The organism is Corynebacterium yudongzhengii, from assembly GCF_003065405.1.
Lineage (GTDB): Bacteria > Actinomycetota > Actinomycetes > Mycobacteriales > Mycobacteriaceae > Corynebacterium > Corynebacterium yudongzhengii.
In genome coordinates this window covers 761,958-773,700 of the sequence record NZ_CP026947.1, presented here as the reverse complement: position 1 = coordinate 773,700, position 11,743 = coordinate 761,958, and the positions used below count along the sequence as shown (strand labels likewise).

The following is an 11,743-nucleotide window of genomic DNA, read 5'->3' as shown; positions in this document are numbered from 1 at the left end:
GCGGTTGGGCGCGCTCTTTCACCTTCCGGGAGTTATCGGCCATACTTTAAGGCATGAGTCAACTGACCGTCGGGGATGTGCTGGAGGGCCGCTACCGCATCGATCATCCGATCGCGCGGGGCGGCATGTCGACGGTGTACCGCTGCGTGGATCTGCGCCTCGGCCGGGCTGTCGCCGCGAAGGTCATGCACGACGAGTACGCCGACGACCCCGCCTCCCGCGTCCGCTTCCGCCGTGAGGCGCGGGCGATGGCGCAGATGTCGCACCCCAACCTCGTCGGGGTTTACGACTTCTCCTCCGACGACGGGATGTCCTATCTGGTCATGGAGCTGATCACCGGCGGCACGCTGCGCGAGCTGCTCGCCGAGCGCGGCCCGATGCCCCCGCACGCCGCCACCGCCGTGATGCGCGCCGTGCTCACCGGACTGTCGGTGGCCCACCAGCAGGGCATGGTCCACCGCGACATCAAGCCGGATAACATCCTCATCAACGCCGACCACCGGGTGAAGGTCGCGGACTTCGGGCTCGTGCGCGCCGCGGCCGCGTCGTCGCATTCGACGGGGTCGATCGTCGGCACCGCCGCCTACCTCTCCCCCGAGCAGGTCAGCGGCTCCGAGACCACCCCGGCCACGGACGTCTACTCCGCCGGCGTGGTCCTCTTCGAGCTGCTCACCGGCGAGACGCCGTTTTCCGGCGACACCCCGCTGGCACATGCCATCCAGCGCCTCGAGCGCGACGTCCCCGCGCCCAGCTCCCGCATCGACGGCATCCCGCCGCTTTTCGACGAACTGGTCGCCACCTCCACCGCCCGCGACCCGGAGCAACGTTTCCACGACGCCGGCGAGTTCCTCGCCGCGCTTGACGACGTCGCGGCCGAACTCCAACTGCCCGCCTTCACCGTCCCGGTGCCCACGAACTCCGCCGCCCACCGCGCCGCCGCAGTACCGACGGACACCACCGGGGTCATCGAAACCACCACGCTGTCTCCTGAGCCGGAAGAAACGAAGATCGTCGAGCCGGAGGACGAGGCGCCTGCGCAGGACACCCGCTTCCTGCCGCCCGCCGCTGCTGCTGGTGCCACTGCTGCGGGGTCGACGCCGGCGACGCAGCACCTGCCGTCGGAACCCGAGGAGATACCCGCTGATCAGCCTGATCCCGTCTCGAACCGCTCCGGCTGGAAACTCGGGATCGGGCTCGTTATCGCGGCGGTGCTCATCGGTGCGGTCGTGGTGGGCGCCTGGTGGTTCGGCTCGGGACGCTACGGGGAGATCCCGCAGATCGTCGGCATGGACCGGGCGACCGCGATCGAAACCGTACAAGAGGCCGGCTTCGAGGTGGACAGTGAGATCGTCTACGACGACGACGTGGCGGCGGACAACGCCGTCGGCACCCAGCCTGAGCCCGGCGAGCGCCTCGAACCCGGGTCCCTGGTGACCGTGCTGATCTCCCGGGGCCCGCCGACCGTCCCCGCGCCCGCGGACGGTATGAGCCTAGAGGACTATCGAGCACTCGCCGGTGAACGCACCCTGGAGGTGGACACCGGCGATTCCGTCTTTTCGGACGACGTCCCCACCGGCGCTGTCGCCGAAACCACCCCGGCCGCCGGTGAGGCCGTGCCGGTCGGCAGCACAGTGACGGCGCACCTCTCACTCGGGCCCGAACCCATCGAGGTGCCCGACCTCGCCGGCATGGACGCCGACGACGCCCGCACCACTTTGGAGGAACTCGGGCTGAACATCGGCGAGACCACATCGCGTTTCGACGATGAGATCCCCGGTGGCGCCATCATCACCACCGAGCCCGGGCCCGGGCGCACCCTCGAGCGCGGCGAGCGCGTTGACCTGGTGATCTCCACCGCCGTGGCCATCCCGGATCTCACCGGCCAGCTGCTCGACGACGCCGAAGACCGCCTCAGCGAAGAAGACTTCGACGTCGACGACAAACGCGACGACAACGCGGTCGGTTCCCACGAGGACGAAGTGGTCGCCATGCGGCCGGTGCCAGGGACCTTGGTCGATCCCGATGTCGACACCGAAGTCCTGCTCATCACCCCTGGTCAGATCACGGTTCCAGACGTCACCGGCAGGACGGTACGGGATGCGCGCAGCCAGCTTCGCGACGCCGGCCTCGGCATCGACGCCTCCATCTTCGACAACTCGGACACGATCACGCGCCAGACTCCGGCAGCGGGCACTGCGCTGGAGCGCGGCGAGCGCGTTGAGGTCGAAACCGATGGGTGATTGGTTGTGGTCTGGGCGCCTTCGCGTTATCCCCAGGAAGGTGGTAGCGGACCGCGCGAGCCTGTTGGAGAGGCCAATGAGGCGGATGGGTCTGGTGTGGTCAAGCATCCGGCTGCTAGCCCTCGCTCCTGGCCGGATCGCTGTGTTGCGCTAGCGCTGGTCGAAATCACCCTGACAGAAAGGAGTCCCGCGAAGTCGAAAGGGCCCCGAAACCGACCCTCTTTTCGACCACCTCCTTTCGACCAGGCGTGCGAGTGTGATACCGCCGCATGGCCGCTAGGGTGCCAGGCGTTCTGCAGGCCCGCCTTTCGGGACGGCTTGACGCTGCTGCTGCGCAAACCCTTGAAGGAAGATGCTTGAGGGGCGCGCCCTTCAAGGTTTTGCACGAGAAAATGGCCTGATTTGGCGTCCTTCAAGGTTCTTCCTTCAAGCATTTGTGTTCGAGCGTCACAGAAGGGCAGGGAACCAACCGCGACCCGGGCTGAGCCTCCCACATCTATATAGAGCGCTAGCGCTGGTCGAATTCGCCCCCATATAAAGGACTCTTCCTTTCGACCGCGCGGGACTCCTTTCGGAGCGCCTCCTTTCGACCAGCGCTAGCGTTGCATGTAGAACCGTAGCCCAGGCGCACACCCAACGATCACGGAAGCACCACCGCAAGCCCTGCGCAGTGACAGGCGGGATCGAAGAAGCGTACGAGACTGGTGTGACGCGTGATCCGTAGCCACACAGCCGCCACCGTCTGAGCCCGCTATAGAGCGCTAAAGCTGGTCGAATTCGCCCCCCTTTCGACCAGCCGAACAGCCAACCAGCCGAACAGCCAGCCCACCAACCCCAGGACCTAGTTCCGCAGCATCTCCGCGACGAGGAACGCGAGCTCGAGGGACTGCTGGGTGTTCAGACGCGGGTCGCAGGCGGATTCGTAACGCCCAGGCAGGTCGACGTCCGTAATGTCCATCGCTCCGCCGAGGCATTCGGTGACGTCTTCGCCGGTGAATTCGATGTGCACGCCGCCCGGGTGCGTTCCCAGGGCGCGGTGGACCTCGAAGAAGCCCTGCACCTCATCGATGACCTTGTCGAAGTGGCGGGTCTTGTACCCGTTCGAGGAGGTGAAGGTGTTGCCGTGCATGGGGTCGGACTGCCAGACGACCTTGTGGCCTTCTGCTTCGACAGCCTTGATGATCGGGGGCAGGTTTTCGCGGATCTTGTTGTAGCCCATGCGCGCGACCATCGTCAGGCGGCCCGGTTCGCGGTTCGGGTCGAGCTTCTCCGCGTAGGCGACAGCCTCCTCCGGGGTGACGGTCGGACCGATCTTCAGGCCGACCGGGTTGGAGATCAGTGCCGCGAAGTTGACGTGGAAGTCGTCGATGCCGCGGGTGCGCTCGCCGATCCACAGCTGGTGGGCGGAGAGATCGTAGAGGCGGGTTTCTCCGTCGTCGTCTTCGTGCAGGCGCAGCAGGGCGCGCTCGTAGTCGACGAGCAGCGCCTCGTGCGAGGCGTAGACGTCGGCGGTGCGCAGCGAGTCGTCGTGCACGCCGCAGGCTTCCATGAAGCGCAGGCCGGATTCGATCTCGTTGGCGAGCGCCTGGTAGCGGGCCCCGGCCGGGGAGTGCGCGACGAACTCGCGGTTCCACTCGTGCAGGCTGTAGAGGTCCGCGGTACCCGAGGAGGTCAGCGCGCGCACGAGGTTCATCGTCGCACCCGCATTCGCGTACGCGCGCACCATACGCGCCGGGTCGTGTCGGCGGGCGGCCTCTGTGGGGTCGACGCCGTTGACGATGTCACCGCGGTAGTTCGGCAGACCGTTGGCATCCAGGTCGGACGAGCGCGGCTTCGCGTACTGGCCCGCAATGCGCGCCAGCTTGACGACGGGCGTCGACGCGCCATAGGTCAGCACCACGGCCATCTGCAGCAGGGTGCGGATGTTGGCACGGATGTGCGGCTCGGTGTTGGACTCGAAGGTCTCGGCACAGTCGCCGCCCTGCAGGAGGAAGGCCTTGCCATTGGCGACGTCCGCCAGCTGCGACTTCAGCTTGGTGATTTCCGGTGCCACGACCACCGGCGGCACGGATTCCAGGATGTGGCGTACCGCGGAGGCCTGTTCCCGGTCCCAGGAAGGCTGCTGCTTGGCGTCGCGCGCAAGCACGTCGTTCCACTTCTCTTGGAGATCGCCGGGCAGCGGCGGCAGGTCCGGAAGTACGGCATCGGGGATATCAATAGTCCAACTCACAATGACCTTTGTAGCACGTGGGCAAAACTATTGAGGGCTCAGCCTTCGGTTTTTCGGATCCAGGGGTAATACCTCGGCGATGGCGTTGAACTTGGCGAGGTTGTGCCGGGCATCGACGAGCGCGTCGTGCGCACCGGGCGGGGTCGGCGGCAGCTTCGGGCGCCCCGCCATGGACCAGTATTGCTTGAGCTCGTGGGTAAACCTCGGCAGCTTCCGCGGCAGGCCAGTCATGTCGCCGAAGAGCTGCGCGAGGACCACGTGGTCGTAGGCACCCACCCAGGCCCAGAGCTCGGGTGGGCCGGGGGCGTCGGTAAGAAACTGAAGCACCTCGTCGCGGATGGTGGCACGATCGCGCCAGGCGTCATCGTTCGGTGAGGGCAGCTGATTGAGGACGTTATCGCGCACCCAGACGCCGGCCTTATTGGAGTCGAACTCCGTCGATACGGCGTAGTACTCCCGGCCGTCCTCGGCGACGATTCCGATGGAGACGAGGTCGATGGTGTGTCCGTCCTCGATGAACTCCGTGTCGTAGAAGTAGCGCACGCGTGCCTTTCCAGCCTCGCCGTTCTTAAGAAAGCCGCATTCACTGTAGCGGGCCGGCTCGAGAAGGTCGACTGACGGGGTATCTGCAGCCGCCACAGCACGTGATTAGGATGTACTAAGTGCCCCTTCACGTCCGCCTGCGGTCTCTCTGGCCGCTGCCCGTTGCGCTGGCTTTAGTCGTCTTAGCGCCCTGGATCATCGATGTCTCCGCAGACGGGATCGGTCTCTCCTACCACCTGGATACGCATGTCTATCGCAGCGGCGCCGAAGCGGTGCTGGCCGGAGATAACCCCTACACCCGCCTCTTTTCGGTCCAGGACACTGCCCTGCCTTTCACCTATCCCCCGCTGGCCGCCGTACTGTTTATCCCTCTGACCTGGGTTTCGGTGGAGCTCGGCGGTTTCCTCATGACGGTGGTGTCGCTAGCCGCGCTGGTGCTCGTGCTCGTCGTCACGCTGCGCAGCCTTAACCTACCTATCGTCCTGGCGCTGTGGCTTTTGCCGCTGGCCGCCCTGTTCGAGCCGGTGCGCGACACGATCTCCTTCGGCCAGATCAACCTGCTACTCATGGCGGCGGTGGTCGTCGATACGCTGGGGCCGAAACACCGCCTCACCGGCGCGCTCAGCGGGCTCGCGGCCGCCGTGAAGCTCACCCCGGCGGTGTTTGTAGTCTTCTTCCTCATCCGGCGCGATTATCGCTCGGCCGCGACCATGGCCGGCAGCGCGCTCGCCGCCACCGCCGCCGCGGCGCTCGTCGTGCCGGAGGCGACGCTGCATTACCTGCGCACCACGCTCGTCGACACCGAGCGCATCGGCGCCCAGTCTTATTCTAAAAACCAGTCCCTCACGGGCGCGCTGTCGCGGGTCTTCGACGCGCAGACCGTCGATACGCTGTGGCTGCTGCTCGTGCCCACCGTCATTGTGCTGGCGCTGGTGGCGGCGTGGCGGGTGCGTCGTCATCAGGCGGGCCTGCTCAGTGTGGTCTCGCTGATCAGCCTGTTGTGCTCGCCGGTGTCGTGGTCACACCACTGGGTGTGGCTGGTGGTCATCGCGCTCGTCTTCCTCGCGGCGGCGCGCACCTCCCGCGGCGCTTGGGGCATGCTCGGCGTCGTCGTTGTTGCGGCTGTTCTTCCACCGCACGCGCTCTTGCCGCATGACGACGGCCGCGAGGCCACCTGGACCCTCGCCATGCACATTGTCGGCGACACGTTCGTCTGGATCGCTGTGGCCGTGCTGTTTATCGGCGCGCTCTGCCCGAGGGTTCTTGCGGCTGCGCCTGGCCGGGGTGCTCGCCCCGCGACGTGGAGATCTCGCGCACCCGAGAACGCTTCTCAATCGGCGGCGGGGTGACCGTCCAGCCGATCACGGGGATCTGGGACAGCGCCCACATCGACAGCCCGCCGATGATGCAGATGGCAAAGGTGGCGGCCATCCAGAAGCCGGTGGAGCCGATCCAGTGGTCGGCGTCCTCGGACACGGGAATCTGCAGGTGGTACTGGGTGTAGTGGTAGAGCACCGTCAGCGCGATGGGGTGGCCGATATACACCGGCAGCGTGTGGCGGCCAATGAACTGCAGCGCCGGCGAGATTAGCGGAATCTTCGCGACGACCACCGCCAACGTGATCCCCGCGGCGAGCATGAGGAACTGCGTGATCAGGCGCACCGGCAGCTCGATGGCCGGGGTGTCGATCGTCTCCGCCCCGAACGAGGGCCACGGCAGAATGAGCTCGTTATTCTCCCGGAAACGCGCCCAGCCGATGAAGACGGCCAGCCCCACGGCGTAGAGCACCGCGGTGCCCGCCAGGTAGGTCGGGTGCAGGCAGCGTTCGGCGAAGGTGCGCAGGTATCGACGGGCACAGCAACCGAACACGAAAATCGGCAGATAGAGCACTGCCTTGCCGAACATGTGATAGTCGAAATGCCAGGGCAGGGTTAAAAGCGGACTAAATGATAGCGCGAAGCCCGCCCAGCTCGGCAGCTTGCGCACCGCCCACAAGAAAATGTTGAACCACACCAGGGCGTAGAGGAACCACGCCATGTTCACGCCCAGAAGGACGTTTCCGATAACGCTGGCGAGCGCCGGCATCTCGGAGTCGAACACCGCGGAGGTCTCGTACATCTTCAGGCGCACTTCCACCGGCACCCAGATCGTGTAGGGCACGAGGAAGAACCACAGCCGGCGGGTGAATAGTTCGCGGAAGCTGAACTTGAGGATCTTGGCGGAGAAGAACCCGGAGATCAGAAAGAACAGCGGCATGCGCAGTGGATCGAGGATCCTATTCGCCTGCGCGAGGAAAGAGTTCTGCGCATCCGGCACCGCGATGGTTAAGTGCAAAAGCACGACGCCGAGGATGGAGATCCCCTTGGCCACATCCGGCCAGGCGAGACGTTGCTTGGTCGCTGCCACAACGTCCTCCTCCACTGGCCAGTCTTCAAAGGTCAGTTGGCGCCGAGCCTAGCAGCTTTCGCAGGTAAAAGGGCTATTTACGCGCACGCTTCAGGTTTTAATCAAAAGTTCTCTCGAGCCGACCGCCCGGCTCCGCGCCTTCGGGGTAGCCGTGACCGGCGGCTAGAGAGTCCTTGACCTCGCTGGCGTACATGTCCACATAGGGCTCGCCGACCAAGTGGGCGAGGGTGTGCATGACGTGGTCGGTAAACGCGCGGGAGACCTCCCGGGAGGTGGGATCGAGCCCCTTCTCGACGGCCCACGCGTGCGGGTCGATCGGTTTACCGATGCGGATCTTCACCTTCGCCGGGCGCGGCACCCAGGTGCCGATGGGGTTCGCCGCCCGCGTGTTGATCATCGCCACCGGGATCACCTTCTCCCCGGTCGCCATGGCGATGCGCGCCATGCCGGTGCGCCCCTTGTACAGGCGCCCATCCGGCGAGCGGGTGCCCTCCGGGTAGATGCCGAAGAGGTCGTCGCGGTCGAAGACGGTGCGAGCCGCCTGCAGGGTGGCGTCGCCGGCGTCGGCCGCCGTGCGATCGACGGGGATCTGGCCCACCGAGGTGAAGAAGAACTTCTGCATCCAGCCGACCAGACCGGGGGCGGTGAAGTATTCCTTCTTCGCCGGGAACGTCAGCTGCCGTTTGACCATGAGCGGCAGGTAGAAAGAGTCCATGACCGCCTGGTGGTTGGAAGCCAAAATGGCCGCGCCCTCGTCCGGGATGTTCTCGCCGCCTTCGATCTCGGGGCGGTTCAGCACGTGAAGCCAGGGCCCGAACAGTGCCTTAAACAGCATATACCACTTGTTTCGCACCGTTAAAGGCTCCTTACTGAATCTTTAGTGAATCGAAAAACGCGCTAAGTCGGCTACGCCGATCATACCGGCCCGCCCGCCGAGCTGGGCGGTCGCCAGGCGGGGGCGGGGGCGATGCCCGGCGCCGACCATCGTCTGGGCCATGCCTTCGCTCGCGCGCTCGAGGAAGAGCGCGGCATCGCCGGCTACTCCCCCGCCTAACACGATGAGCTCCGGATCGAGCACGTCGGCGACGAAGCTTAGGCCCACGCCCAGCCAGTCGGCGAAGTCGTTGATGACGGCGCGAGCCAGCGGATCGCCCCGGCCGGCGTCTTCCATGACCGTGGTGCCGGTGACATCGCCGCCGGTGGCGATATCGCGGGCGAGCGCGGCCGTCGGATAGCGGCCAGCCAGCTCCCGAGCCGTATCGACGAGCGCGGTACCCGAAGCGTAGCGCTCCAAGCAGCCCTTCTTGCCGCAGGAGCACAGGCGGCCGCCAGGCCCCGGCACGACGGTGAGGTGGCCGAACTCCGGCGCCGTGCCGAAGGCCCCGCGGTAGAACTCGCCGTCGATCATCAGCGTCGCACCAATACCGGTACCGACCGCAAAGAGCACCCACGTCCCCGCCCCCTGGCCGGCGCCGAAGCGGTACTCGCCCCACGCGGCCGAATTTGCGTCGTGTTCGAGACGCACCGGCACGTCGAGCCTTTCGGCGAGCCGGGAGCGCACCGGGGTATCGCGCCAAGGCAAATGCGGGGCAAAGCGCACGGTCTCGCACTCGGGGTCCAAAAAACCCGCGATGGCCAGGCCAATCGCGCCGACGGAAAAACCCTCGCCGACCTCTCTCGCCAGGTCCACAATCGCGTCCTCGAGCTCCTCCGCGCTGCGCGGGGTCGGGGTCGACGAGCTATTCAGCACCCGTCCGGCGGCGTCCACCACGCCGGCACGCAGGTTGGTACCCCCGATGTCGAAGCCGATCGTGGGCCTCGGGTCCTGCGTATCCATTCATCCCCTGTTGCTCGGTGCTGACTAATGATCCTTGGAAAGGATATACCTTTCAATCTTTCCGGCGCCCATAGGCCATGCGGCGCTAGTAATTGAGCACCTCAGCCAGGCGCTTCGCCATCCGCTCGCGGCTCCACGCCTCCACCGCGTGGCGACGCCCCGCCTCGCCCATCTCCTTGCGGCGGGCGGGGTCGTCGAGAAGCTTGGCGACGGCCCGCGCCAGCTTGTCCGTCGCCCGCCCCGGGACCACCACCCCGGTATCAGGGCGGACGGTTTCCGGCGCTCCCCCGGAATCACCGGCGATGACGGGCACGCCGGCGGCCTGGGCTTCGAGGTAGACGATGCCGAGGCCTTCGACATCCAGGCCGCCGAGGCGGGTGCGCGCCGGCACGGCGGCAACATCCGCGGCGGCGAGCAGATCGCGCATGGCGCTGCGTTCCATGGCGCCGGTAAAGGTCACGGCGCGCTTGGGCAACTCGCGCGCCATGCGGCGCAACCGAGGCCTATAAGGGCCCTCACCGACGATGACGAGACGGGCATCCGGGTGCCGGCGCATAACCTCCGGCCACGCCCGCAGCAACTGGTCCTGCCCCTTGCGGCGCACCAAGCGGGAAATGCACACGACGAGCGGCTCCGCGCCGAAACCATGACGGCTGCGGATCTGGGCGCGCTCGGCGGGGTCGATGGGCTGGAAGTACTCCGTGTCGACGCCCGAGGGCAGCGCGACGTATTCGGGGTGATCGCCGAGTGCGGGCTGGATACGGCGGCGCGTGTAGTCGGAGATATAGGTGACGACGTCCACGCGGCCCCCAATACGGCGCAGCAGCTGACGGGCACCGGGGGCTTTGGCCCAGCCCACCTCGTGGCCGTGGGTGCTAGCGACGATGCGGCGGGCGCCGGCGTGGCGGGCGGCGTCGGCAAGCAATCCTAACGGGGCGCTGGCACCGAACCAGACCGTCTCGATGCCGAATTCCTCGATGGTGGCGCTCATCGCCTCCACGGTCGAGGAGGTCGGCAGCATGACCATCCGCGGCCAGCGGACGATGCGGTAGTCGGCGCGGGCGTCGAAGCGCGTGGCCTCGCTGGCGTTTTGCGTGGAGGCGAACACGACGATGTCGTCGGCCGGTAGGGTCTCGACGAAATCGCGCAGGTACGACTGAATGCCCCCGATGGTCGGGGGAAAGTCATTGGTTACCAGCAGCGTTCGGGCCATGAACTCAGGCTAACCCGTGCTGCGGCTAGTAGCGAGCGGCACCCGCGAAAGGCATGCTGTCCAGGCTGGCAACCCCTACCGGGGTACCGTAGTCGGAGGCGTGCACCACCTGACCGTTGCCGATGTACATGCCCACGTGGGTCACACCCGGGTAGAAGCCGACGATGTCGCCGGGCTGGAGCTCGCCGCGGGAGACCGGCTGGCCGCCGGAGACCTGCGCTGCCGAGGTCCGCGGAATCGTCTTGCCCTGCTGCTGGAAGGCCCAGTACATCAGACCGGAGCAGTCGTAGGCGTTCGGGCCGGTCGCGCCCCAGCCGTAGGGCTTGCCGATCTGCGACATCGCCGCTCCCACCACACCGTCGGAGCTCACCGAGGACGGGGCGATCTCGCTGGAGCCGAAGCGGTTCTGCCAGCGATCCAAATCGGCGGGGCTTAAGCCGTCGACGCGGGATTGGACATCGGAGATCTGGGTCTCGAGGTCAGCCTGCTCGACCTCGAGGGAGGCGCGCTGCTCTTCCAGGGCCGCGCGGTGCTCCTCGAGGGAGGCCTGCTCGTTCTTCAAATCCTCGTGCGCTGCCGACAGGTCCTCGTGGGCGCGATCGACCACGGACTGCGACCAGTTCGCCTCGGCGACGGCGGCGTGAGCCTGGCTGGCTGCCTGGGCGGTGCGGCGGTTTTCTTCCTCCAGGTCCTGGAGGTGGGCGGTGGCGTCGTCGGCAAGCAGGCTCATGTAGGAGACGCGATCGACCATCGCTGCCGGATCGCTCGCCGAGACCGCGTTGGTCAGCGGGTCGATGTACACGCCGCGGTAACGGGCGCCAGCGAGGTTATCGAGCTCATCGCGCACGGCTTCCTGCGCGGAGCGGGCCTCGCGGGCCAGCCGGTCCGCCTCTTCGGCGGCCTTGCTGGCATCGGTGGACTCGGACTCGGCGGCGTCGACAGCCTCCTGGGACTTGTCGATCTCTTCCTGCGACTCCGCGACGCGTGCCTCCGACTCCGCGATGGCGTCCTCGGTCTTATCAATCTCGACTTCGAGGGCGAGGACCTCCTCATTCTTGGCGGAAGCCTCGCGGGAGATCTCCTCGAGCTGGGTGAAAAGGACCTCGGTGTCATCTGCACCAGCGACGGGCACAGCCGTTAAGGTGCCGCCGACGGTGAGACACGCGATGAGGGAGGTGCCGGCCATTTTGCCGGAGAAAGACGGGGAACGCATAGGTATCAAGTGATCCTTGGAAGAGCAATAAGGGGGCAGCGTTGATAGAAGGAAATATTAC

The 11,743-nt window shown here is 66.4% G+C and carries 9 protein-coding genes; 2 read left to right on the top strand and 7 right to left on the bottom strand.

What is annotated here, in order from left to right; all coding sequences use genetic code 11:
- Positions 1 to 53: 53 nt before the first annotated feature.
- Complete coding sequence (pknB, locus tag C3B44_RS03605) at positions 54 to 2,240, top strand: Stk1 family PASTA domain-containing Ser/Thr kinase (RefSeq protein ID WP_108431174.1); 2,187 nt, start codon at positions 54 to 56, stop codon at positions 2,238 to 2,240.
- 841 nt (positions 2,241 to 3,081) lie between these two features.
- Here pknB and C3B44_RS03600 read toward each other — a convergent pair.
- Complete coding sequence (locus C3B44_RS03600) at positions 3,082 to 4,470, bottom strand: class II 3-deoxy-7-phosphoheptulonate synthase (RefSeq protein WP_108431173.1); 1,389 nt, start codon at positions 4,468 to 4,470, stop codon at positions 3,082 to 3,084.
- Positions 4,471 to 4,497: 27 nt separating this feature from the next.
- On the bottom strand, positions 4,498 to 5,013 hold the full coding sequence (locus C3B44_RS03595; protein ID WP_108432537.1) for a polyadenylate-specific 3'-exoribonuclease AS: 516 nt from the start codon (positions 5,011 to 5,013) through the stop codon (positions 4,498 to 4,500).
- 119 nt (positions 5,014 to 5,132) lie between these two features.
- On the opposite strand from C3B44_RS03595, the gene C3B44_RS03590 reads away from it, so the two are divergent.
- Positions 5,133 to 6,362, top strand: a complete 1,230-nt coding sequence (locus C3B44_RS03590) for a glycosyltransferase 87 family protein (protein WP_108431172.1) — start codon at positions 5,133 to 5,135, stop codon at positions 6,360 to 6,362.
- On the opposite strand, the gene C3B44_RS03585 is transcribed toward C3B44_RS03590, so the two are convergent.
- The 5 genes from C3B44_RS03585 to C3B44_RS03565 all read right to left on the bottom strand — a co-directional run bounded on the left by C3B44_RS03585 (position 6,250) and on the right by C3B44_RS03565 (position 11,682).
- Positions 6,250 to 7,419 (bottom strand): acyltransferase family protein, encoded by a 1,170-nt coding sequence (locus C3B44_RS03585; protein ID WP_158268639.1) that lies wholly within the window; start codon positions 7,417 to 7,419, stop codon positions 6,250 to 6,252. The two genes, C3B44_RS03590 and C3B44_RS03585, sit on opposite strands and share 113 nt — an antisense overlap.
- A 97-nt stretch (positions 7,420 to 7,516) precedes the next feature.
- On the bottom strand, positions 7,517 to 8,272 hold the full coding sequence (locus C3B44_RS03580) for a lysophospholipid acyltransferase family protein (protein ID WP_108431170.1): 756 nt from the start codon (positions 8,270 to 8,272) through the stop codon (positions 7,517 to 7,519).
- Between the two features lie 24 nt (positions 8,273 to 8,296).
- Positions 8,297 to 9,256: an ROK family protein gene (locus tag C3B44_RS03575; protein WP_108431169.1), complete on the bottom strand. Its 960-nt coding sequence runs from the start codon at positions 9,254 to 9,256 to the stop codon at positions 8,297 to 8,299.
- An 85-nt stretch (positions 9,257 to 9,341) separates the two neighbouring features.
- Positions 9,342 to 10,469, bottom strand: a complete 1,128-nt coding sequence (locus C3B44_RS03570; RefSeq protein ID WP_108431168.1) for a glycosyltransferase family 4 protein — start codon at positions 10,467 to 10,469, stop codon at positions 9,342 to 9,344.
- 25 nt (positions 10,470 to 10,494) lie between these two features.
- Complete coding sequence (locus C3B44_RS03565; protein ID WP_108431167.1) at positions 10,495 to 11,682, bottom strand: NlpC/P60 family protein; 1,188 nt, start codon at positions 11,680 to 11,682, stop codon at positions 10,495 to 10,497.
- Positions 11,683 to 11,743 lie beyond the last annotated feature (61 nt).

What these genes read in the sequence shown, in the direction of transcription:
- pknB (WP_108431174.1), top strand. Translation starts at nt 54, where the DNA reads ATGAGTCAACTGACCGTCGGGGATGTGCTGGAGGGCCGCTACCGCATC.
- C3B44_RS03570 (WP_108431168.1), bottom strand. Translation starts at nt 10,469, where the DNA reads ATGGCCCGAACGCTGCTGGTAACCAATGACTTTCCCCCGACCATCGGG.
- C3B44_RS03565 (WP_108431167.1), bottom strand. Translation starts at nt 11,682, where the DNA reads ATGCGTTCCCCGTCTTTCTCCGGCAAAATGGCCGGCACCTCCCTCATC.
- C3B44_RS03575 (WP_108431169.1), bottom strand. Translation starts at nt 9,256, where the DNA reads ATGGATACGCAGGACCCGAGGCCCACGATCGGCTTCGACATCGGGGGT.